We start from the raw sequence: 21088 nt of genomic DNA on the forward strand, positions 1-21088 counted from the left end.
ATTTCGATGAGTCTGAGCGGAATTTTCCAGTCGAGAGCCGGACTGCTGTGGCTATGCTTGCTGCTGTGGAGTTGCCAGGAGGCGGCGCCTCCTGCGGGAGCGAAACTCCCTTCCGAGGCAGAAGCGGCGTTGCGGCTGGCGCCAAAGTGGGAGCTGTTCTCCCTCGATCCGGAAGTGGAACCGGATGATGCGCAGCCCGAGACGTTTCATGGCTGGAAGGTGCTGGGGAGTGTGGAGATCAGAGACGAGGCGACCCGGCAGAGATTGCTGGAATCGTTGAAGGCAAGTGTGGCTGCGAATCCGGGGGTCGTCGCTGCCTGCTTCTCGCCCCGGCACGGGATCCGGGTGAAGCAGAATGGAGAGCAACATGATTTTGTAATCTGTTTTCAGTGTTACTATATCAGGTGGTATCCGCATGACGAACCGGAGTCTGGCTTCAATCCTACGGATTCACCAGTCGACGCATTTAACAGTGTGCTGCAGCAGGCGAATGTGCCTTTGCCGGCACAGCCGAAGTAACAGGTGAATGGACTCCGTTTCTACTTACTGATGATGAGTGATTCATGGTTCCCAGAAACATAAATCTGTTTTTCGTATTGCTGCTCACCCCCTGTTTCTGCGGATGTGAGATCATCAAGATGGACTATGTGCCAGAGGATGAGCAGATAAGAAATTCATTTGGTTCGTTTCTGGTAAAACCAGCAGAAGTGACCGGCCATTATGCGAACATGGATATTGACTGTATTGTCTTTACTTATAGATCAGAGGCGTCAGATAGTGCTGATTTCTGGACGTTGCTTGATGATGCCCTGACGGAACGGGAATGGAAGTGTACTCTAGAGGATGAGACGCAGCGGCATTATGAACGCATTTTTCGCAAGACGGGAGAGCAACTGTTTCACAGTGCCGAACAGATGCGGATCAGTTACAATCCTGAGACGAAGTTTGCAGTGGTAGCCTGGGTGCAGGCGGATTCGCTTGATCCCGTGGAGCGGTTCAGTGAAAACGATGAAGCCAGCTTTGCCGCCAAAGTTGTCTGGCCGCGATTTGAAAGACTCGCTGCGGATGAAAAAGGGACTGCGAAAATTGAGTAAGTAGACTGCCTGAAGTCGAGCTGAAACTCAAATGAAGGATGAAATGAAAATGTTTTGAAGGTGAGCAATCAGGATCAACGGGAATTGCGATGAAGATTAGCTGCTACTGCGGGGAGATGATATTTGACTCGACGGACAATCTGCCTCAAAAGGGGCGTTTAATACCGGATCAGGACTGGCTGGCGATGTTTGATGCACTGGAGGTCCAGGTTGTGGAACGTCTGGCTGCGGGAACGCTTTCCTTTGAAGCGGCCTGCATGCAGATGAGAGAACTGATCTGCTCTCCAGTCCGTGGTATATGGCAATGTGCGAGTTGTGGCAAGCTTTATGTTGATGATCTGGAGGGACAGTTGCAGTGTTATGTGCCGGCAAATGAGGAGACTGATCAACGAATTTTACGCGGGCGTTGAGGCGCGAATCCGGATGCGATGCCTGAAAGAGAAATGACGACGGGATCAGACCATGGCTGAATTCATGACGGACGGAGAAGTTGACTGGACGACCCTGGCCCTGGCCGTCGGCTCCCTGGAGGAAAATGGACGCGAACACGGGAGTTCAATTGAAGCCCGGGAAGCGATTTCGCTGATCATCGGGCACAACAATCTGTGTGCAGCCGTGGAGCATTATGTTGCGTGCCGGCCCGGGGCCGAACTGACGCGAATGGTACTCTGGGCCCTGCACCCCTGGTGTGCCATGGAACGCTGTTATGAAATCTATCAGCAGTCCGATGATCTGGAGGCCCGGCAGGAGGCCGTGGAACTGTTGCGCGTTGTGGCAGATCATCGTGCGTTACCCTGGGCTCAAGGTTTTCTGGAAGATCCAGACGAGGGTATTCAGGCCTGGGGCGCCGGTATGGTGGATCAGTTGCTGTTTACACATCTGGTTGATCCGGAAGATTGTGTGGAACTGCTCGGATTGATGGCGGCGCATCCCAATCGACTGGTTCGTGAACGCTATGATTTCATCACGGAGTTTTTGCAGGCACGCGGGGAATCCGCTTCGTAGCTCATCAAAAGGAAGGTGAATCAGATATTTCCGTATAGGGAATGTTAAAAAGCGATTCTATTGCTGCGTTTATCCCCTGATTTGTGTCTGGACAGATCTATGCGAATCGGCTAAACAGGACTGTTTGTAGGTGCAGATGTTTCTGTTGTGTGAAAGGAGTAGAGGGCCCGATGAAACAGATCTTGCTATGGATGCTCGCTGTTGGTGTCTGGTGTGCTGCGTGCGCGAAAGCGGATGCGGAAGAGGAATACCTGTTGCGCGTCAATGTGATGGAATATGAATATGGGGCCGAAGAAATTATTAAAACGCAGTCGTTCAGTGAACTCATGAAAAAACTTCCGAATGAGAAGTTGCTGCGAGGGGTTGAGATGGTCGTCGTTCCCGGCGAGCGATTTTATTGTAAGACCCGTCAGGGAGGACATACCCAGACCGTATTGGGAATGTTGACGGAAGAGGACGGCAAATTCAATATCCAAGTTGATTATCTACACACGTATGATGATGGGAGACGCGTTCCGGTATTGCATAAATTCGGTGTCCGTGGATCCCTCTCTCTTAAAGTCGGAGAGGAAGGTGTCCTGGGAGGTTCGCTGGTGGAGCGCAAAAAGGAGACCTGCCAACTGTTGTTAACCAGATTTGAGACACCCGATGACAGCAAGCCAAGCCTGCCCTTAATGAAAGACTTCGAGAAAGAGATACAAGATCATCAGGAAGCTGGCCCTGATTGATCGAAGGGAGCGTGAGTACGATGGACGATGCGAGCCAAACAAGCTGAGGTATTCAAAGTACCGAGCCCCTTAAGCCCATGATCTCCCCTTGAATGAAGTTATCTCCCAGGAAGTATTCCAGTTGGTATTAAAAAAACTGAGAAACCAGATGAAAATGATACGTTTGCTGATGATCGGTTGTTGTTTTTCCCTGGGTGTGTGTCTGATGGGATACGCTGAGGAAGACTATCTACTGCGCGTGGAGATGCGCGGGTATGAAAAAGTGCCGGAGGAAAATCCGGAAGAGAAGCTGCTGCACAGTATCGAGGTAGTAACGCGTCTCAATCAGAGATTTCATGGTAAATCACAAAGCGGCCGCTATGCGCAGACCATCAACGGTAAGCTGATCCGGAAAGAGGGGAAATTTGCAGTGCAACTGGAATACCTGCAGACGGTCGATCTCGGTTATGTGCCGGATGTATTCGGCAATCCTCAACTGGGTGAAACGGGAATCAAGATATCGAACCATGAGTGCCAGTTGGACAAAGTCTATTTTATTGGTGGTTCGGAGACAGAATCACAAACGAATTCCTGTCCCCTGGTGAGGTCGAGGCTGCACATCTATCTGCAGGTAACACGTTATGTTCCGCAAGAGGCGTTTAAGGCACCCGATGACAGCCAGCCGATCGTTCCTTAAATGGAAGACATCGAGAGCAGCTGCAAGACAATATCATCAGGAAGCTTGCCCTGATTGATCGAAGGGAGCGTGAGGACGATGGACGATGCGAGCCAAAGTACGATGCAGTTGCTGGAAACGCTGCAATCTGCCAATGAACAGATAAAAAAACAAAAGTACAAATACACCCTCCTTGGTTATCGTACTAGTCAAGCTGGTTTCATTCTCAGCGGGTCTCCCTTTACCGTACATGAGAATGGGGAAAAGACCGAATATCATGGCTGCCTGGTGCTCGGGTTTGTAGTCCAGGGTAAGGATCAGAAAGAGTATGATCTGGGGCTCACCATTTTTTGGGATGCGACGCAATGGTTGATTACGACTGAACTGAGCGAGGTCAACGATGAACAGGGGCAGGTCATTATCAAGGAGTTACCGGAGAGAAAATGTGATAAGCTGTCCGATTGCCTCAGGGAGATACTCGAAGCGGTCAGTGATCTGGCGCAGTTTGAAGAGATTGTGACCGCTTTTGAGAAAGGATCCGAATGATGTTATCACGCTGGTTTGAAGTACCCGTTGTCTGTAATGGGCGAGTTCTCAGGCCGGTGCTGGCAGTTGAGAGCGTGACTGATGAGGATCTGGCGGATCTTTGTATTCGAATGAATCTGATACTGGATTCGATTGAATATGAACGCTGTGAGGGGCGATTGATCAATCTGGATATTTTTGATCCGGTGACTTCACTGCTCGATGAACTGAGAAGTGACAGAGATGTTCAATTGGAAGACTGGATTGAAACGATTAATACATTCGGCGAATATTATCAGCTGGAAGACATGAATGTGATCGAGGTGACTCCCCGGGCAGTTGCCAATATCGAAACGGATGCAGCGCGGCTGGGCATCTTTTTAGGATGATCAATTCTGTATGCCAATCACTCTGATTTGCTTTCTCATCAGCCTGACGAGACTGACATTGTTAGGATGCCGATATGGGTATTGATCTGCTGGATCTGATATTTAGGCTGGAGAACCGGTTCGGGATTAAAATCCCGCGTCAGCGAACGCATGACCTGCTTGAGCAGGGAAATACAGCTGACCCGCCTGACGGAGCATGGACAGACTTTCGTGTCTCTGACCTGGTTGCATTGGTCGAGTCCCTCGTAGCGGAGCAACATCCGGACATAGAACAGGACGTGTTTGCAGGCGTCCGTATGGAGATTGTTGCCTGCCTGCAGGTCGAGGAACAGGACGTCACGCCGGAGGCCTGGCTGGTACGTGATCTGGGTATGGAGTGAGCTGAAATCAGGCTGTGTCGGATTCAGAGAGTTCTTTGAGGGTGGCAATCACTGTCGGATCTTCCAGCGCTTCACACACTGCCTGATCGACAAGGGCAAAGGCGTACGGATGTGTGTAACCTGCTTCTTCTCCAGTGCTGATCAGGTACTCTCGCCATGCAGCAGGATTGTAGCCGAAGTCAGTTCCTGTGGATTTCTGTAACGAGCGGAGGCCATCCCGCATGGCTCGTTTCCGGGCATTACCGCCGGTTGCTGGATCGAGCGATCGGCCTTTCCATTCGTAACCTACCAGTTGCAGTAGATAGATCTGGATCGGAACCACTCTGCCAAAATTACGAATCGTCATAGACTCATCAATGCCTGTAAAAGCCGATTGAATTGAGCAAGTGATTATTTCTGCTTCTCACTGCAGGCATCGCCCAATGCGGTCAACAGTGGCGTGAGTGTCTTCACATCGTCCAGTGGGTTCTTTGCATGGCCGGTACAGCGGAGTTTGAAGAAGGTGTTCGCGTGGGACCAGACATAGGTGTCGGAGTTGACCTCACCCTGGTCAGTAGCAAGCTGGTAGCGGCACCAGAGTGCTTTTTGTGGTGAGTCACCCAGCGAGACGGTGCCGTGATCAGTTTCTGTCGCCGAGTTCCAGAGTCCAAGTTCGACTGCCTGTTCGATGCTGGCTTTGGCATGCTTCATTTCGTTTTGCACGGGCTCACTGTTGAGATTGTCGGGAATCTCTTTCAGGCCGCGCGTAAACTGATAGAAGGTTACCGTCATGCCACCCGCGTGATCGTAGGCCACTGAGAAGCCATGGTCGGAGGCCGGCAAGGCCCGGGGTGCGGAGCGTTTCCAGTCGGGCAGGTTCGGGAGTGGAAACACCGGGGGAGGCGGTTCGGCGCTGGCCGATTCCTGTTCCAGTTTCTGGATCTCCTGCATGATTGCCTGGTTGGTGGCTTCCTGTTGTGGCGTGGGCCCCGGAACATTCGTATTTTCCTGGTCCCGGCACCCGGTGAAACAGATAAGTAGTAGCAGAAATGGGATCTGTCTGGCGTTCCGCATGATGTCTCCGCAGCGAAGATTTTGAGGTTTGTGAATCAGGAGACAGTATTGTAACATGGGGTGATCTGTTGTCGAGTGTGGACCCTGGGAGCGAGAATCCATTGCGAGTTGTCTGAAATGACTGGTGTGCCTGTCCTCCACCCGTAAAGCAAAGTCTGGATGCCTCCCAATCTGAAAGTTCGAGTCTGCGATGTCTGAATTCACCGAAATGATGCGTGCCGTTCAGGCGGGAGACCGTGAGTCAGCTGAAAAAATGCTGCCCCGAGTCTACGACGAACTCCGTAAGCTGGCTGCAGGATATCTGGCGAATGAGCCGACAGGACATGCGCGTCAGGCCACTTCCCTCGTCCATGAAGCGTATCTGCGGCTGATCGGGAATGACGAGGATTGGAATGGTGAAGGACATTTTTTCGGGGCCGCCGCAATCGCGATTCGCCGTATTCTGGTTGAAAATGCACGAGCCCGCCGAAGTCTCAAGCGTGGTGGAAATGCAGTTCGTCTAGATCTGGAGGAGGTGCTGCCTTCCACATTGCCTGAACCCGTAGAAGATCTGATTGCGCTGGACGAAGCCCTCGACAGGCTCTCTACAGTAGACTCCCGGGCCACGGAATTAGTGCAACTGCTTTATTTTTCTGGTCTTACACTAAGTCAGGCAGCAGAGGTGATGGGGGTTTCTCCCCGCACAGCTGATCGATTATGGGCCTATGCCAAAGCCTGGCTACGGAGAGAAATGCGGAGAAATTCAGAAAAATCTGAGATTTGATGACGTCCTCTGCTGCTGGTTTTCGCACTGAGGGGTAGCGAGGTTCAAAGAGGGCCATTGGGATCCACTTTGTTCTGTTTTACAGACTCCCCCCTGTTGCATGAGGTCGAATCGTGTCTTTGAAAACCAGAAATCTGATCTGTCTGTTGTTCCTGGTTCTGAATGTTACGGCTTTACAGGCTGCCGATTATTTCAGACAAATACCCCGTCAAGCAGCGAAGACGGGGGCCCGCTGGAATGGCAAAACGCAGAACGGTAAAGCCGATTCGCAGGTTACCACCCTGCCCTCCTCAAGTGAAAAGTCGGGGCATGTGCAACGGGCTAATTTTCCAAGTCAAAATCGGAGTAAGGTGATTATTATCCTGGCTAAAGCGGGGCCCGGTCAGGGGAAGCCAGAGCTGGATGCTGCCCGGGAAGAGTTTCAGGAGCGGGTTGAGACTGCCATGAAGGCGATCAACGAACTGTTTGACAAACAGAAGGCAATTGCCATCAAACAGGGGAATACACATGCTGCCGATTTGATTGAACGTCAACGCAGACGGTTTAAGGAGAAACGGGTTTTACCCTCGGTCATCAATACCACTCACTTCGAAAAAGAGATGGTCGTAGCGGTGACGGCGATGCAGAAAGCCTACCAGCATGAAATCGCGGAGTGTGCACGGAATGGAAATCAGGCGAAGGCATCCCTGCTGAAGACGAAGGCCCATAATGAGCTGTCTCCCTGCGTATTTGACGGGCGGCGCAGATACGTTCGCGGGGGGGGCGGGATATTCACAATCCAGGCGGATCAAAGCTGGCTGGAAGTCAAAAATCGGGGCAAGAATCATGTTCGCTTTACTGAAGTAGCCCGCAAGCCGGATTACATCGAGTTAAAAGACAATACAACAGACACGCGACTCCGATTATATCATGACCGGGTTTCACTGAAACACGGTTATTATCCCTGGCGTCACTTCAAAAATGGTCGGTGGGCAAACTAGAATTTTAAGCGGTTCACTTCTTCTGAGAAAAGTCTTATATGAACGAACAGGAAATCTTTATGGCCGCGCTGGAGATTGAAGATCTTCAGCAGCGGGCGGCTTACCTCGATCAGGTGTGCGGCGAAGATCGTCTGTTGCGGGAACAGGTGGCTGCCTTGCTGAATGAGACGGAACAGTCAGGCGAATTTCTCGGTGTCCCTGTGCTGGAGCAGATGCGGCGGTCGAGCGAAGCAACACGCGTCGCGGGGGAAGATACGGGGGCTCAGCCTGGACTGGATGATCTCGACCTCGGATTTCTGCAGCCGGCAACGGATGCTGGATCACTGGGAGTACTGGGGCACTATGATATTCAGGAGCTGATTGGCCGAGGGGGCTGTGGTATCGTCTTTAAGGCGTTTGACCAGCGCCTGCATCGGATTGTCGCCATCAAGGTGATGACCCCGGCCATGGCGGCGACTTCTCCTGCTCGCAAGCGGTTTTTGCGCGAGGCGCGGGCTACTGCGGCCATACGGCATGCGAACGTCGTTAATATTTACGCGGTCGAGGAAGCCCCCCTGCCTTTTCTGGTGATGGAATACATTGACGGTAAGACACTGCAACAGATGATTGATGACAATGGGCCGCTCGATCTGACTACCATCGTGAAGTATGGGCGGATGATCGCAGATGGTCTTGAAGCAGCCCATTTACAGGGATTAATTCACCGGGATATTAAACCGGGGAATATCCTGATCGAGTCCGGAACGGGACGCGTCAAAATTACCGACTTCGGTCTGGCACGCGCTGCAGATGATGCGAGCCGGTCTCAGAGCGGTATCATCGCGGGTACGCCGATGTATATGTCGCCCGAGCAGGTTCAAGGGCTCAAGCTGGACCGGAAGAGTGACCTGTTCAGCCTGGGGAGTGTTTTATATGTGATGTGTTCCGGACGCCCTCCTTTCCGCGCCCCGTCGACTCTGGCTGTGCTGAAGCGGGTCGTGGATGAGGAGCCCCGGAGTATCCAGGAAATCATTCCTGAAGTGCCGGACTGGCTGGTTGCCATCATTCGTCAACTGCACGAAAAAGACCCTGATAATCGGTTCCAGTCTGCACGGGACGTTGCCGAGCAGTTAGCCGGAGGTGCGGAAGCAGCTGTGCCGATGCGTCAAACCAGGGATGAGTCGACATCAGCGAAATCAAAAAATCTGAGGCAGAATCGGTTATCGTGGATGAAGGCTGCGGGGATCCTGATCGTGCTTTTATCGAGTTTTGGCTTTACGGAAGCAACCGGCATCACCCGCTTGAACAGTACAGTAATCCGCTATTTGTCACCCGAAGGGACTCTGGTGATTGAAGTCGAAGATCCCGGTGTGAGTGTTTCCATCGACGGTCAGGAACTGGTAATTAAGGGGACTGGAGTCGAAGAGCTTCGACTGAAACCGGGACAGTATCAGTTCGAGGCTACAAAAGACGGAGAAGTTCTGAAGAGAGAGCTGGTAACTGTTTCACGCGATGGGCGCGAAGTGGTTCGTGTCAGTCGGGAGGTGCCACGATCGGCAGCCCCCACCACGAAAAGTGCAACTGAGGTTTCACTTCCCGATCAGTTTGAGAATCAGCTTGGAATGAACTTCATCAAAGTCCCGGCCGGGAGTGCGTATCTTGGTGGCAATGGAGGACTGGCAGGTTGGGAGCATGTGAGCTTCTCACAAGATATTTATATGGGAGCTTGTGAGGTAACACAGCGGGAATGGCTGGCTGTGGTGGGTAAGAATCACAGCCACTTTTCTGCTGAGGGAGCAGGTAAAGCAGCGATTGCGTCGCTTTCAGTAGAACAACAGGGGGATCTACCTGTCGAGAGCGTCTCCTGTTTCGATATTCAGCATTTTGTCGATGTACTGAATGATAAATATGTGGATCAGGGATGGATCTACCGCCTGCCAACCCGGCTTGAATGGGAATATGCATGTCGGGGAGGACCACGGGGTACTTATTCAAACGGCAGTCATGACTTCTATCTGAATAAGCCCGTCGATCAACTCTTAACGGGAGAAGCCAATATCGATTTCGGTCTGAATCGGACTCAGGAAGTGGGATATTATTCGGCAAATCGACTCGGTCTATATGATATGCATGGGAATGTATCGGAATGGTGCCTGGGAGTAAAAACTCCCGAGGGACAGCAGGAATATGTGCAATGTGGTGGGAGTTGGCAGCAACGTTCGAATCGGTGCCGCGCAATTGATTATCGAAAGGAACCTCCAGGCCTCGTTTCGATCAAGGCGGGATTTCGTCTGGTTCGAGTGCGTGCAGATATGCCTCCACCGGATATTCGCATTGAAATTCCACCAGAACAACGCTCGTCATTAGAATGGGTGGTTTTACATGGAGGGAATGTTACGGTTTTTGTCGGTGACCAGCGAGTTAAAGTCGGTCCAGGCGGTACTTTGCCTGAAGACATCACTTATCTACATGCAGTCGATTTGAAAGGAATCCGTTTGCTGAATGCTGAAAATGTGGAGAATTTACGAAATACTCCCTGGGTTCGGAATGCGGTCTTTGTCGGGGCTTCTGTTGACGATCTGGTATTTGCCAGACTGATGTCCTTTCCCGGGATTACTTACCTGTCAAATTTGAATGCAGAGGGGGCTTCAATTTCCGATCAGGCTGTCACTGAGTTACGGCATCTGACCGATCATTTCTTTGGATTGATCCTGTCTGAGACGAAGATATCAGCTGAGGGGCTGAAGCAGATGCGTTATTTGAGCAATCACGGTGTACTCCTGAAGGAATGCAAGAATATCGACGACGCAGCTTGCCGCGTACTGGCTGAGACGCCTCGCTGGGTCTGGCTGGGGCTTAGTGGGACTCGAGTTACCGATGCCGGCCTTGAAGAATTACATGTCTGTAAAAAACTGGTCGCAATCGATGTCGCGCGTTGCCCCGTCACAGAAGGAGGCGTCCGCAAACTGGCGGCTGCGCTGCCCCGCTGTCGCATCGAGTGGGACGGTGGTTTTATCGAACCTGTCTCGGGGAAGTGATTTCGGTTTCCGCCTGATGAGAGACGCGGTAGAATGGCCCGACAGAGTCACAGTTAGCAGATTGACTTCTATCTGAGATAAGTGAAGACCGGCCATGAAGCTGAGAGAGACAATGCTGATTTCCAGACGGACGATGCTGGCGCTGGCTGCCGGTTCGATGATCAGCGGCTGTAAGCCGGTTGATCAGGAGGCCGCGCTTGAGTTGAGCTCAACTGAAAAGGTGGAAACGCCCCCGGAAACCGTTAATGGGTGTCACCTGGTGCCGGAACGTCTCAAGCCGTTTGACCCCTGTATGATGTGCTGTGGTCCTGAATTTCCGCGAGACGAATGGAATCATAGCACCCTGCACCCGCACCTGGCTGTTTACTCCTGTGGTTGTCTCTTTGTGCCGGGCAGACCGAATGTGCACGAACATGATCCAGAGGAGATCGTATTGTGTGAAAAACTGTCGGCAGCGATGGCTTCCATTCTTAAAGGTGTGTCGGTGAATTATTCAGAAGGTTCCAGCACCTTTGATCCCTTTTTTGTGACCATCAATGGCGGAGTGGAAAAGCCGACGCGGATTACCGCCTCCCTGATTCGCACCGCTTTCAATGGGGCGATCTATCCCCAGGCTAAAATTCAGAGTTCCGTGCTGCAGGAATACAGCCTGCTGTGGGAAAGTTTTGTCGCCGAAGATGCCGCCTGGCTTGCCCAGTGGCGGAAACTGGTTGCCTGGTGTGAACGCACGGAACAGATCCACTCCCCCGTATTCGTGGCAGTGGGAGATGGCGATAAAATGAGTGATAGGAATTTCGGGTGTGTGTTCCCGCGGCTTGTGGTGGGGTTGACTGAGGCCGGTAGTCTGGTGGGGGTGATGGCCCATTCGGTACAGACTTAATTGAGGGGGAACTGTCGGTTTATTATTTAGCGTACTTCCAGATGCATTTATATGTACCTTGATCTGTGAGATAACCAATGGACAAAGCGAATCTATTACCCGAGTTTCGAGTCTCTCTGGAGCGTGTGAAAGAAGGAGAAGAGGCTTATCCGAAGGGGGAAGATATACCACATTATGAATACCAGGGACAGCGGACCAAGCTGGGAGGCAGTCCTGACTGGATACAGGGGAATGAAGAGGAATGGCCGGGCTGTCCCCATTGTAAGAACAAGATGCGATTCGTGGCACAGATCGACTCTGTCGAACACGACTGGAATTCGAATCCTCATCGTGTTGACAGCTTATCTGAGGATCAGAAATGGATGTTTGGCGATGTGGGGATGATTTTTGTCTTTTTCTGCTTTGAATGTCTGGAGACAATCTCGGTCTTTGAATGTGGTTAGGATTGTAAATGAGCATAGAAGCATTCATCTGGAACTATCGTGATGGCGAGCCGATCGGCTTTGATTATGCGACAGTATGCGAAATACTTTCAACTGACCAGACCGAGTCCCTGGATCAGTACGGCTGTCTGCGGGTCTGGTTTCAGGAGCCCGATGATGTGGTCGATATCTATCTGGGTGGGAAAGAAGCGGCTGAAAGCGGCGATGTCGCTGGGATCATGGTCGCCCGGCCGATCCGGCATCCCGCATTTCTGGAACGGCTGTTTCAAGTGCTGCAGTTGGGTGATGTGATGCTGTTTTACTCCGATGAAACGACGCCGGTTTTCCGCAGTGGTGCGGATGCGGGACAATACCCGGCTGATCTGCTGGCACAACTGGGGGAGCCCCGCTACGTCAATGCACCAGAGGAACTGGTTCAACAGGAACCATAAAGTGCGAGCGGCTAGTCCAGTCGCTGTTGCGCGTTCAATGTGAGACAGTCTGGGAGAACAGATTGATCACGAGAACTCCGGCGATAATCAGTGCCAGTCCCAGAATGGCGGGCAAATCCAGTTTCTGCTTGAAGAGAATCAGGCCAACACAGGAGATGAGCACGATGCCCACGCCGCTCCAGATGGCATAAGCGATACCGACGGGGATCATCTTCAAAGCCAGGGAGAGAAAATAGAAGGCGCTCAGATAGGTGACCACCGTGATTGTGGTGGGGACCGGGCGTGTGAACTGCTGCGAAGCCTGCAGTGCAGACGTGCCGATCACTTCCAGCACGATTGCCACTCCCAGAGCCAGATAACTGGTTAACATGATTTGCAGTACTCCGGTGCTGGTTTTGTCTTATAGAATGAGACGTATGGTGGCTGCGGCCACACAGACGTGTTACAAGATATCGATTGATGTATTAGTGTCAACGCTGACCTGTGTTTCATTCCGACAATCTCGAAACAGGTCCCCCCTGGGGGGATTGAGTTGCTTATGTACGAACTAAATTGGGCAGTTGACTGTCAGTTCTATTATATAATAATCGTGACGTCTCTCAGAGGAGTAGTAGGCATGAGTCGTAGTATTTCCATTGGATACATGGAATCACCTGGAGGGCCTAAGACGTCGATCGAGGTCAGTGCTCCCTATTACCTGTTGGGAACACAACAGACGAGTTTGCAATTCTGGTCGCTGCCCGTCTGGGAGCGAATCGGAGTGAAACAGCTTGCTACATTGGGGGAATCTGATCCGGTGTATTTCTGGGGCTGGGAGATGATGGACGAACTGGCGGAAGAACTGCGGTTATACCAGGAGCATTTGGCAGAGATTGAATTTCAGCCGGAGGTCAAAGCTGCCTGGCTTGCTCATTTGATTTATTGCTATTCACTGCTACTGAGCCAAGCTCCTCGAGATTCGATTCCGGAATTGGTGATCGGTTAGTTTCGTCCCCTGGTTGCTGAAGAACATCGATTGAGGACACACCGTTGAAGCTCTTTAATGTGCAGGAGTTGTACGCGTAGAGCAGAATGAAAGGAAGTCGTCATGTTACTGGGGTTTGGCTGGTGTCATCTGCGCAGCAGTCGTGAAGTCATCAGGGGGGCGAAGCTATCTGACATTGATCAGGTCGATGCGGAAATCGATGCCGCAGATCAGAAATTATGGAACGAATTTCGAACATGGATGGAAGTGTCTGCAGAAAGCTTCATCCAGTGGCAGCTGTGTGAGTCGTTAAATAATGAAAAAGGCCTGCTGACCTGGTGCGTTTCGCGCAATCACAGGACGTCTGCAGTGTGGGAGATGCTCGACTGGATCGTGACACATGGCCCGGGTAGCTATGGCCTGTTTTATTGTCACGACGATGAAGACACGCGTGAGAGCAGTTTTATTGGCCGTCATCCATCGATGGATTATGACAACGTGTTTCGAGTCCACCGTTTACTGCATGGCGAACTGACAGAACTGGACGATCCGTTCTTTGGACTGGTTCAGGGAAATATTGACCCTGTGCACCCTTATGATCGGGGTGATGAAGCATAATTCAAGAGAGAAGTACGATAAGAAAATCCTGCTCAGGCAACGAGCCCCTCATTCCTCTGCAGCGGCTTCGAGCAGGGCGTCGTTGATGGCCTCTTCGAGGGTCGTCTGGTCGAACGGTTTGTTGATGAGGCGATAGCCCTTCTGGCAGAGATCCGTTTTGAGGGTCTGATTGGAATCGTAGCCGGTACAAAAGACGATCGGCGGTGATGTGCCCAGTCTGCTGATTTCGTCGTATGCCTCGGTACCGTTCATCAGTGGCATCGAGATGTCGAAAACAAGACATTTAATGTCTTCCCGTTCCCTGCGGTAGACTTCCACGGCTGCCCTGCCATTATTTGCGGAAAGCACATGATATCCCAGGTTCTCCAGCATGCGGACGGTAACCCGCATGACGATCGAATCGTCTTCTGCGACCAGGATCGATTTCACCGTTTTTGAGCGATTCTGGGTGGCTTTGATATCAAAGCGATCGACGACATGTTGTGAAGTGGGGGTATCGTTTTCATCGACGACAGGGATCATGATTTCAAAGCGGGTCCCTTCACCCGGTCGGGATTCGAAGTTGACACTGCCCCCATGTTCTTCAGCGGTGGAATAAACCATCGCCAGCCCCAGACCGGTCCCCTGCCCGACTTCCTTAGTGGTGAAGAAGGGATCAAAAATCCGGTCCTGGATATTCTCCGGGATGCCTGGACCGGTGTCTTTGACATAGAAGCCGATCCTGGCGTCTTCTGATGTGCTGATCAACCGATCGCCGATAGTGATGGTGCCTCCGGACGGCATGGCGTCGCGCGAGTTCATGCAGAGGTTGAGCAGTGCCTGCCCCAGGACAAGTGGATTCGCCACAATTTGAGGTAACTGGGGAGAGAGTTCATACTCGAGCGAGATGTTTTCGGGGAGCAAGGGACGAAGCAGCACGCGCAAATCGTCAATCACATTTTGAGGATCGCAGGTGATTTTTTCCACTTCCTCAACGCGGCTGAATCGCAGCAACTGTGTCGTGAGTTTTGCGGCACGATCAATGGCGGTGATACTCTGGGTCAGATCGGAATGAGCCATAGAATCGGAGGCGACTTCATCCAGGGCAAAAGTCACGTAACCACGGATGGCCTGCAGCAGATTGTTAAACTCATGCGCGACACCACCGGCCAGTTTTCCAACCGCCTGCATACGGCCGCTATGTCTGAGTTGCAGTTCATTCTGGCGTAACGATTCGCGGGCCATCTCCAGTTCGGTAATGTCGATTGAGATTTTCAAGAGTCCCGTAGTGCCATCATAGAGTCTGAGGGGGACTTTACTGGTGTCCAGAATCTTCTGATCGCCGTTGGACGAAACGCGGTTTTCAATTTTGTGCATCAGCGGCTGACCACTTTCGACGATGGCACGGTCTTCACTGAGGATATGTTCGGCTTCTTCAGGGGTGAGATGGAATTCGCGTTCCGTTTTCCCGATTACGTTTTCCCGTTCACCTAATCCAGTGAGTTCGATAAACAGATCGTTGCAACCCAGGTAGCGGGATTCAGCATCTTTCCAGGAGACTGCGAACGGAATCACATCCAGAATCGTCTGCAGTAGATCATTTTGTTCATCGAGTAACTGTTGGGTTCGTTTCTGCTCTGAAATATCCAGGTGGACGCCTACCATGCGGGTGGGGTTTCCGTGCTGGTCACGGGCAACCACCTGTCCCCGGGCCATCGTCCAGCGATACTGATCCCGTTCGCATAAGATCCGGTGTTCAGATACGAAATGGTCGTGTTTATCACGCGTTACCAGGGCCAGCTGTTGAGTAAACCGATCAACGTCATCCGGATGAATTCGCTTGACCCAGGTTTCGATTTTGTGCTCGAGTGTCCCGGGTTCGGCACCGACCAGATTTTCCCAGCTTTCGTGGAAATAGAGATCATCGTCGGTCGGGTTCCAGTCCCAGCTGCCGACAAGCCCGCCGGCAAAGGCGAGCAGCAGCCGTTCTGAATTCTCCTGAGCACGCTTGTTGGCTTCGATCAACCGGTTTTGAAATTCGATACTCGGCGTGACATCGGTCTGGATCGCCAGGAAACCAGTGTGTATCTCGTTTTCAAATAAGGGCAGGCACTCGATGTAATTCCAGAATGTCTCCCCGTTTTTCTTGTAATTCAGGATGGTCACATCGAACGTTTCTGCATTGGAGATTGCAAGGTGCATTTCTTCAATGACATGAGCGTCACTGTCGGGGCCCTGCAGGAGTTCTCCCGGCTTTTGTCCCAGTATTTCGTTTGCGCTGAAACCAGTGATCCGTTCAAAACCCTGATTGATCCAGGTAGTGTATCCTGCCTCGTCAGTGATAATGACTCCGTTGACGGTGCGTTCGATTACCTGTTGAAGAATCGAATTTTCCATCCGTTTGTTGGGGAGCGGGTTCATACCTCTTGCTCATCGCCTTCCTGGAATTGAGTGGCGATGGCTTCTAATTCCTCTGCTGATAAAGGGGGAGTTCTTAAGATTTCCGACATCTGATTTGATTTGTCAATCGCGGTCAGGAAGACGTCCTGGGCTTCCATGCGTCCCTTCTGGTAGTAGTCTGACAGTAGTTGATTCACTTTCAAGATCCGTTGGGGAACTGGCTGGTCACACATTTCGGCGAAGGCTTCTGCGACCCGCATGCAGCGGACGAGCCCCTGTGTCATGATGGGCAGGTTCAGCTCGGCATCGTCCTGATGATGGGCATAGACCGGTTGTACGATGGAGAATGGAAAGCCCCATGATTGCAGAACCGCTGCTGAGACCATCCCGTGGTCGGTGTTGGTGACCATGTTTTCTGAAGCGGTGAACTGCAATGTCGGGATGCTGCGGACCCGCTTAATGACCCGTTCAAAATAGACTTCGCCGTAGTGCTCTGCGAGCACCAGGATCCCGATGTCCTGCAGGATTCCCAGCAGGTAGGCTGTTTCGGGCGGGACCGAATCATAATAACGGGCGATGGATTCCGCGGTGGCGGCGATCAGGGAGGTTCGTTTCAGGTACCAGTTTCGGAAGTCTTCTGCCCAGGGTTTCATGAGTTTGGAACGTACGGTTCTCAAACCGAGAGAGAGGCAGATCGCGATGGCCTGCCGGGGGCCGAGCAGAGTGACGATGCCTTTGAGGTCCTTCTGCTTGGAAGAAGATGCGACCTGCGAAGAGTTACCCACTTTGATGAGTTCAGAGGTCAGACGTGAATCAGTTTCGATCTCTTTGACCAGCTGCGGAATTGAAATTTCGAGCGTGGAGCGGGCGGCATGTTGAGCCAGTCGGGTTAGCACATGAGGGAACGGGGGCACATCGGTGAATTCGGTGATGAGCCTACGGGCTGCCGGATCAATCATCAGGCAGTGGTGCGAGCGGCGAGAGAGATAGCCGTATGCCGTGTTCAGGATATCGGCTTCATCCGTATCGGCTTCAATTGTTTTTTCGACACCCAGAGAGCTCTCAATGTCAATCCGGTTCAGCGTGTCACTGTCTCCCCTGAGGAAGGCGGGGATGTTGATGAGGTCGGCGTGCAGGCGTTCGACAATCTGATTCCCACGCAGGAAGCCAGAGATTTCCTGATCAATGATCAGCAGGTCGACCCGTTTTTCGTTTACAATTTCCAGGAGATGATCGGTGCTGAGAGCGATGACGACATCCAGGGGTGAATCGGCAGCAGCCAGCACAATTTTGTGTGTGAATGAGGTGTCGGGACTCAGGATAACGACGTTATGTTTTGATCCGGAGTTCTGCGTGTCTGGTGATTGATCGGGTGCTTTGATCAGGGGTTTTGCAGACGGGCGGTCACCCAGGGCCTGAAGCATTTCCTGGGCGAATTGCTTATAATCGATCGGCTTATGGAAGATATGTTTGATGCCACGTTTGTTTAAATCCTGCTCAATCCGGGGTTCGACGATGCCGGTGAGCACACAGACCAGAGGTTGACAGTCTCCCCGACCAATCAGCTGTGCACAAAACGCATGGCCATTCATGCCAGGCATCTTGAGATCGGAGATGACCAGATCATATTGATGCCGATCACACATTTGTAAAGCGACGCCTGCCTCACCTGTGGTATCACAGTGGAACCCCGCCTGAGTCAACGCACGTGCCAGCAGCTGTCGTAGAGATGGTTCATCATCGACGATCAGCGCGTGATATTGAAAGGAACTAATTGCTCAATCCTCCGATTGTCGTCATGACTGTGAGCAGGCTGATCAAACAGCTTCATGCTGTGCCGTGAGTCGCTTTTAAATTTATCATTCAAAATGGCAAAGCAATGTCAGTCATCCACTGAAATGGAACAGTAACCGGCAGACATTGAGCATGCGATTTTACTGTTCAATACGAAATACTTGTTGAACGCTATCAGAAAGGCAAACTTTTTGTACTCGTAGTCGTAAATGTCAGAAATGTCGGAGATGGAGGAGGCAAAAGATCTGAGATTTACAGTCAATCAGATCAGGTCACGTGGCGTTGAATTTCCATTTCAATTCGTCTTTCAATGTTGAGGTCCTGATGAGGGAAATCTGAACTATTTTGACTAATTAAATCTCCAAATTGCTGTGTTTCGAATCGTGATATTCAATGAGAGTTGCTCAGGGAATGATTTGCACAGTCGTGGAAAAGATTAGCTCTATCCACGTTTTCATACAATATTGAACGGATTTTTCTCGGGCGGAAATTAGTAGAAATTTGACACGTTTGGTGGATTTACAAATATAGTTCCTTATTGGTGAAAAAGAGTGAGGTGAACAGAGCAGTGACGTGCGACATTCTGTCTTGATTAATGTGGTTAAGTCATTGAAATGGCTAGTCTTGCACTCAGTGGGCATGGAGGGAAAAGCCTCCTGATTCAATGGGGAGGCAGATAGATTGTGAACTCAGTTTGGTGCTGCAGGAGCACACTATGGATGGCTGGCTCAACTCCTGATGTGACCAGTCCCATTTCCTCGAGAAGTGAGAAGCGAGCAGTGTCGATTTTCCCGGCGGAAGTCTGCAGCCGGTCATGCCAGATCTGGTACGTCCCCAGTCGACCATCGCGACGATAGTAAAAACCTTTGCGGGGGTGGGTTAAGATCACCAGTCCTGTTTGCAGGTCATCAAAGCCTGTGAGTTCAGTGGGGGGCTGGCCGGTATCCTGTAGTTCGATTTCCGCGTCGGCCCAACTGTCAGTTGTCTGCATGCGATAGCGAGTGTAACGGCGTGCTGTCTCGTCGTAGTTACAATCAAAATGGATCCTGGCGCGGTGCCAGGGAAGTTTCCAGAGATGTCGGGGGATGGAAACGGTCCAGGAGTCCAGGGACGTCCCGATGAACCAGGCCGCGTGTTCGCCGGTTTGGGTGTCGGTGACGTAAACCCGATAGTTCGTCTGACCGAAGCGCCATTTGAGCCAGGGAAAGCGGACGAAGCGGAAGTCCTGATCCATGAAGGGGACCACCGAGAGCAGTGCCCTCTCCTGTCCATCGACTTCCACCAGGTCGAGTTGGAAGCGGGGATGGATCAACGGACGAAGTAATGCCGGGTCGATCAGACAGGTGATGATGGCGAAGTGCGCGAGCGTGGTTTCGACATCAATGCCGCGAGCAGGCTGGCGTGCGAGGAGTTCATCGTTGAAGGTGAGTTTGTCCATCGGAAAAGTCTGAAGACAAGGGGTGTGATTTAACCGGGTACGAGTGCAGTGTGATCTTTACGGTTGCGAAATTTATAGCGGGAGGCATGTTCGACATAAGGAGTCGCCAGATCGTAGGCCTGGTGTCGGTCGGTACCTGCAGAGAAAATTATTCCCTGGAAAGCAACTCCCTTGAGTTTCATGTGAAAGGGATACGGGAAATCCGGTTTGTTATCGATAAAGCCACCGATGCGGCCTTGCCAGTCTATGGAGAAAGTTGACTTTTTAGGTTCCTTACGAAACTTGAGCGTCTGGTAAGCAACCTCCTCATGCCCCCAGCGATAGATGGCAAAGGGACGCGGATAGCCTTCCGTCACTGGTGGGGTATCAATTTCGAACTGTTGACCGGAGAGTTTTTTGAAATTGAAGGGAAGATCGCGATCCCCGGCCTGAAATCCATAGGCTGTGCCCACCCATCGAGTGGTTGAAAGCGTCAGACTGTTATAGTTATCCCAGAGAGTATGTGATGCAGTCGGGCTCAAGTTTTCGTCCTCATCATCGGGAAGGTCTTTTCTCTTATCTGCCGCAGAATAAGATTCGCTCTCGATATGAAAATCAAACCAGAGTCCTGTAGCTCGCTCAATGCGGGCCGACCAGTCACATTTAATAATCTTGTGCCCTTTGGGCCAGGGATTTCCGGGGAAAAAGATACGTCCATAGTCTTTCTCAGCAGGCATGTTCAGGTTCCGTATTGGTGACGATTGTTACCGAATGTGAAGATCGTTGTGGGAGAGAAAAATGTCACTCTCCTGCATCACGATCTTCATTTGATTTTGATTTGGGGAGATTCAGAAACAGCAGGAGCATCAGCCCCACGGCCAGAGTACCTACGCGGAACAGGAGTTGGGCTGTATTACTGGAGGGGCCTTTCATGAACAGGTAGCAGCTCATGAAAATCATCATCAGGGGAATAAAGAGGCGATAGTTAACGGGCTGCTGCGGATCGCTCATGCCTGGGCCTGAGAATAGATGACGGAATTCAGAAAGGACAATGAATGCTATTCTGGTCGTAGAATGTTCAGTTGTCAACAGGCTTGCCTTGAGTGCGTATTTCTTAAGTTGTCAGACAGCATCGCGTCGATTCCCTGTGTTGCTCGGACTCGGTGAAAAATCGGAATCAAATAAGTGATCACTGCGTAAGAATGTCGCGGTGTGGCTTTATTGATTTCAAAACTCGAGATCTATCTAAGAGGTGGTCGTTACACAGGCTGTCATGACAGTCTCAATGTGTCCTCTGTTTGATTTGTCTGTTAAGGCGGCATTTTGAGTGCACGTGAAAACGTACTCAGAATCGATGTGGTGACTCGATGATAATACCGATCCTGTATTGACAATCTAATTCTGAGACATAAACTCCAGTCGCGGTAAGTGTATCGGAACGGATTCCCTTCAAGCTCACTGATAGCGAGAAAGCCGACAAGACGTCGCCGCTTACCTCGCTCGTCACAGGTCAGTGATCCGAAGAAACGATACGGAGTCGAAACCCGACGGTTCGATTTCGATCAGGAAAGGA

The 21088-nt window shown here is 51.5% G+C and carries 25 protein-coding genes; 17 read left to right on the plus strand and 8 right to left on the minus strand.

Features of this window, described 5'->3' with window-relative positions:
* Positions 1-6 precede the first annotated feature (6 nt).
* The 9 genes from HG66A1_RS13490 (at position 7) to HG66A1_RS13530 (ending at position 4776) form a co-directional block, all read left to right on the plus strand.
* Positions 7-519 (plus strand): hypothetical protein, encoded by a 513-nt coding sequence (locus tag HG66A1_RS13490; protein ID WP_145184597.1) that lies wholly within the window; start codon positions 7-9, stop codon positions 517-519.
* Positions 520-563: 44 nt separating this feature from the next.
* Positions 564-1094 (plus strand): hypothetical protein, encoded by a 531-nt coding sequence (locus tag HG66A1_RS13495; RefSeq protein WP_145184600.1) that lies wholly within the window; start codon positions 564-566, stop codon positions 1092-1094.
* Positions 1095-1183: 89 nt separating this feature from the next.
* Entirely contained in the window at positions 1184-1504 is a 321-nt protein-coding gene (locus HG66A1_RS13500) for a hypothetical protein (RefSeq protein WP_145184602.1), read from the plus strand.
* Positions 1505-1556: 52 nt separating this feature from the next.
* Positions 1557-2099, plus strand: coding sequence for a hypothetical protein (locus tag HG66A1_RS13505; RefSeq protein WP_197997132.1), 543 nt, complete (start codon positions 1557-1559; stop codon positions 2097-2099).
* Positions 2100-2269: 170 nt separating this feature from the next.
* Complete coding sequence (locus HG66A1_RS13510; RefSeq protein ID WP_145184605.1) at positions 2270-2827, plus strand: hypothetical protein; 558 nt, start codon at positions 2270-2272, stop codon at positions 2825-2827.
* Between the two features lie 154 nt (positions 2828-2981).
* Complete coding sequence (locus HG66A1_RS13515) at positions 2982-3503, plus strand: hypothetical protein (protein WP_145184608.1); 522 nt, start codon at positions 2982-2984, stop codon at positions 3501-3503.
* 102 nt (positions 3504-3605) lie between these two features.
* Positions 3606-4028: a hypothetical protein gene (locus HG66A1_RS13520; protein ID WP_145184611.1), complete on the plus strand. Its 423-nt coding sequence runs from the start codon at positions 3606-3608 to the stop codon at positions 4026-4028.
* Positions 4025-4396 carry a hypothetical protein gene (locus HG66A1_RS13525; protein ID WP_145184613.1) on the plus strand — a complete coding sequence of 124 codons (372 nt, stop codon included), beginning with the start codon at positions 4025-4027 and terminating at the stop codon, positions 4394-4396. The genes HG66A1_RS13520 and HG66A1_RS13525 overlap by 4 nt, the downstream gene beginning before the upstream one ends.
* A 74-nt stretch (positions 4397-4470) precedes the next feature.
* Positions 4471-4776 (plus strand): hypothetical protein, encoded by a 306-nt coding sequence (locus HG66A1_RS13530; protein ID WP_145184616.1) that lies wholly within the window; start codon positions 4471-4473, stop codon positions 4774-4776.
* A 7-nt stretch (positions 4777-4783) separates the two neighbouring features.
* On the opposite strand, the gene HG66A1_RS13535 is transcribed toward HG66A1_RS13530, so the two are convergent.
* Positions 4784-5122 (minus strand): hypothetical protein, encoded by a 339-nt coding sequence (locus HG66A1_RS13535; protein WP_145184619.1) that lies wholly within the window; start codon positions 5120-5122, stop codon positions 4784-4786.
* 44 nt (positions 5123-5166) lie between these two features.
* Positions 5167-5829: a hypothetical protein gene (locus tag HG66A1_RS13540; protein WP_145184622.1), complete on the minus strand. Its 663-nt coding sequence runs from the start codon at positions 5827-5829 to the stop codon at positions 5167-5169.
* Positions 5830-6019: 190 nt separating this feature from the next.
* Here HG66A1_RS13540 and HG66A1_RS13545 point away from each other — a divergent pair, with 190 nt between their 5' ends.
* The 6 genes from HG66A1_RS13545 (at position 6020) to HG66A1_RS13570 (ending at position 12343) form a co-directional block, all read left to right on the plus strand.
* A complete protein-coding gene (locus tag HG66A1_RS13545) occupies positions 6020-6592 on the plus strand; it encodes a sigma-70 family RNA polymerase sigma factor (RefSeq protein WP_145184625.1) in 573 nt (190 codons plus the stop codon).
* A gap of 113 nt (positions 6593-6705) precedes the next feature.
* Positions 6706-7572 carry a hypothetical protein gene (locus HG66A1_RS13550; protein WP_145184628.1) on the plus strand — a complete coding sequence of 289 codons (867 nt, stop codon included), beginning with the start codon at positions 6706-6708 and terminating at the stop codon, positions 7570-7572.
* 38 nt (positions 7573-7610) lie between these two features.
* Positions 7611-10589 carry a bifunctional serine/threonine-protein kinase/formylglycine-generating enzyme family protein gene (locus HG66A1_RS13555; RefSeq protein WP_145184631.1) on the plus strand — a complete coding sequence of 993 codons (2979 nt, stop codon included), beginning with the start codon at positions 7611-7613 and terminating at the stop codon, positions 10587-10589.
* Between the two features lie 94 nt (positions 10590-10683).
* Complete coding sequence (locus HG66A1_RS13560) at positions 10684-11469, plus strand: UPF0261 family protein (RefSeq protein ID WP_145184634.1); 786 nt, start codon at positions 10684-10686, stop codon at positions 11467-11469.
* Between the two features lie 77 nt (positions 11470-11546).
* The gene (locus HG66A1_RS13565; RefSeq protein ID WP_145184637.1) at positions 11547-11912 is read left to right on the plus strand and encodes a DUF1963 domain-containing protein; all 366 of its coding nucleotides are present in this window, start codon (positions 11547-11549) and stop codon (positions 11910-11912) included.
* 8 nt (positions 11913-11920) lie between these two features.
* Positions 11921-12343 carry a hypothetical protein gene (locus HG66A1_RS13570; RefSeq protein ID WP_145184640.1) on the plus strand — a complete coding sequence of 141 codons (423 nt, stop codon included), beginning with the start codon at positions 11921-11923 and terminating at the stop codon, positions 12341-12343.
* Positions 12344-12377: 34 nt separating this feature from the next.
* Here the strand turns inward: HG66A1_RS13570 and HG66A1_RS13575 are convergent, their stop codons facing one another.
* The gene (locus HG66A1_RS13575; protein ID WP_145184645.1) at positions 12378-12713 is read right to left on the minus strand and encodes a DMT family transporter; all 336 of its coding nucleotides are present in this window, start codon (positions 12711-12713) and stop codon (positions 12378-12380) included.
* A gap of 246 nt (positions 12714-12959) precedes the next feature.
* Between HG66A1_RS13575 and HG66A1_RS13580 the strand changes: the two genes are divergently transcribed.
* A complete protein-coding gene (locus tag HG66A1_RS13580; protein ID WP_145184648.1) occupies positions 12960-13328 on the plus strand; it encodes a hypothetical protein in 369 nt (122 codons plus the stop codon).
* 102 nt (positions 13329-13430) lie between these two features.
* On the plus strand, positions 13431-13925 hold the full coding sequence (locus HG66A1_RS13585) for an Imm7 family immunity protein (protein ID WP_197997133.1): 495 nt from the start codon (positions 13431-13433) through the stop codon (positions 13923-13925).
* Between the two features lie 48 nt (positions 13926-13973).
* Here the strand turns inward: HG66A1_RS13585 and HG66A1_RS13590 are convergent, their stop codons facing one another.
* The 5 genes from HG66A1_RS13590 to HG66A1_RS13610 form a co-directional block, all read right to left on the minus strand.
* Complete coding sequence (locus HG66A1_RS13590) at positions 13974-16325, minus strand: PAS domain-containing hybrid sensor histidine kinase/response regulator (protein WP_145184651.1); 2352 nt, start codon at positions 16323-16325, stop codon at positions 13974-13976.
* On the minus strand, positions 16322-18079 hold the full coding sequence (locus tag HG66A1_RS13595; protein WP_197997179.1) for an HDOD domain-containing protein: 1758 nt from the start codon (positions 18077-18079) through the stop codon (positions 16322-16324). Before HG66A1_RS13595 ends, HG66A1_RS13590 begins: the two co-directional genes overlap by 4 nt.
* Positions 18080-18759: 680 nt before the next feature.
* Positions 18760-19536, minus strand: coding sequence for a DUF2071 domain-containing protein (locus HG66A1_RS13600; RefSeq protein ID WP_145184657.1), 777 nt, complete (start codon positions 19534-19536; stop codon positions 18760-18762).
* 29 nt (positions 19537-19565) lie between these two features.
* Complete coding sequence (locus tag HG66A1_RS13605; RefSeq protein WP_145184660.1) at positions 19566-20252, minus strand: hypothetical protein; 687 nt, start codon at positions 20250-20252, stop codon at positions 19566-19568.
* A 64-nt stretch (positions 20253-20316) separates the two neighbouring features.
* Positions 20317-20526 carry a hypothetical protein gene (locus HG66A1_RS13610; RefSeq protein ID WP_145184663.1) on the minus strand — a complete coding sequence of 70 codons (210 nt, stop codon included), beginning with the start codon at positions 20524-20526 and terminating at the stop codon, positions 20317-20319.
* Positions 20527-21088: the final 562 nt, after the last annotated feature.

The sequence above is a fragment of the Gimesia chilikensis genome, from assembly GCF_007744075.1.
Lineage (GTDB): Bacteria > Planctomycetota > Planctomycetia > Planctomycetales > Planctomycetaceae > Gimesia > Gimesia chilikensis_A.

What these genes read in the sequence shown, in the direction of transcription:
- HG66A1_RS13490 (WP_145184597.1), top strand. Translation starts at nt 7, where the DNA reads ATGAGTCTGAGCGGAATTTTCCAGTCGAGAGCCGGACTGCTGTGGCTA.
- HG66A1_RS13495 (WP_145184600.1), top strand. Translation starts at nt 564, where the DNA reads ATGGTTCCCAGAAACATAAATCTGTTTTTCGTATTGCTGCTCACCCCC.
- HG66A1_RS13500 (WP_145184602.1), top strand. Translation starts at nt 1,184, where the DNA reads ATGAAGATTAGCTGCTACTGCGGGGAGATGATATTTGACTCGACGGAC.
- HG66A1_RS13505 (WP_197997132.1), top strand. Translation starts at nt 1,557, where the DNA reads ATGGCTGAATTCATGACGGACGGAGAAGTTGACTGGACGACCCTGGCC.
- HG66A1_RS13510 (WP_145184605.1), top strand. Translation starts at nt 2,270, where the DNA reads ATGAAACAGATCTTGCTATGGATGCTCGCTGTTGGTGTCTGGTGTGCT.
- HG66A1_RS13515 (WP_145184608.1), top strand. Translation starts at nt 2,982, where the DNA reads ATGATACGTTTGCTGATGATCGGTTGTTGTTTTTCCCTGGGTGTGTGT.
- HG66A1_RS13520 (WP_145184611.1), top strand. Translation starts at nt 3,606, where the DNA reads ATGCAGTTGCTGGAAACGCTGCAATCTGCCAATGAACAGATAAAAAAA.
- HG66A1_RS13525 (WP_145184613.1), top strand. Translation starts at nt 4,025, where the DNA reads ATGATGTTATCACGCTGGTTTGAAGTACCCGTTGTCTGTAATGGGCGA.
- HG66A1_RS13530 (WP_145184616.1), top strand. Translation starts at nt 4,471, where the DNA reads ATGGGTATTGATCTGCTGGATCTGATATTTAGGCTGGAGAACCGGTTC.
- HG66A1_RS13535 (WP_145184619.1), bottom strand. Translation starts at nt 5,122, where the DNA reads ATGACGATTCGTAATTTTGGCAGAGTGGTTCCGATCCAGATCTATCTA.
- HG66A1_RS13540 (WP_145184622.1), bottom strand. Translation starts at nt 5,829, where the DNA reads ATGCGGAACGCCAGACAGATCCCATTTCTGCTACTACTTATCTGTTTC.
- HG66A1_RS13545 (WP_145184625.1), top strand. Translation starts at nt 6,020, where the DNA reads ATGTCTGAATTCACCGAAATGATGCGTGCCGTTCAGGCGGGAGACCGT.
- HG66A1_RS13555 (WP_145184631.1), top strand. Translation starts at nt 7,611, where the DNA reads ATGAACGAACAGGAAATCTTTATGGCCGCGCTGGAGATTGAAGATCTT.
- HG66A1_RS13560 (WP_145184634.1), top strand. Translation starts at nt 10,684, where the DNA reads ATGAAGCTGAGAGAGACAATGCTGATTTCCAGACGGACGATGCTGGCG.
- HG66A1_RS13565 (WP_145184637.1), top strand. Translation starts at nt 11,547, where the DNA reads ATGGACAAAGCGAATCTATTACCCGAGTTTCGAGTCTCTCTGGAGCGT.
- HG66A1_RS13570 (WP_145184640.1), top strand. Translation starts at nt 11,921, where the DNA reads ATGAGCATAGAAGCATTCATCTGGAACTATCGTGATGGCGAGCCGATC.
- HG66A1_RS13575 (WP_145184645.1), bottom strand. Translation starts at nt 12,713, where the DNA reads ATGTTAACCAGTTATCTGGCTCTGGGAGTGGCAATCGTGCTGGAAGTG.
- HG66A1_RS13580 (WP_145184648.1), top strand. Translation starts at nt 12,960, where the DNA reads ATGAGTCGTAGTATTTCCATTGGATACATGGAATCACCTGGAGGGCCT.
- HG66A1_RS13585 (WP_197997133.1), top strand. Translation starts at nt 13,431, where the DNA reads ATGTTACTGGGGTTTGGCTGGTGTCATCTGCGCAGCAGTCGTGAAGTC.
- HG66A1_RS13590 (WP_145184651.1), bottom strand. Translation starts at nt 16,325, where the DNA reads ATGAACCCGCTCCCCAACAAACGGATGGAAAATTCGATTCTTCAACAG.
- HG66A1_RS13600 (WP_145184657.1), bottom strand. Translation starts at nt 19,536, where the DNA reads ATGGACAAACTCACCTTCAACGATGAACTCCTCGCACGCCAGCCTGCT.
- HG66A1_RS13605 (WP_145184660.1), bottom strand. Translation starts at nt 20,252, where the DNA reads ATGCCTGCTGAGAAAGACTATGGACGTATCTTTTTCCCCGGAAATCCC.
- HG66A1_RS13610 (WP_145184663.1), bottom strand. Translation starts at nt 20,526, where the DNA reads ATGAGCGATCCGCAGCAGCCCGTTAACTATCGCCTCTTTATTCCCCTG.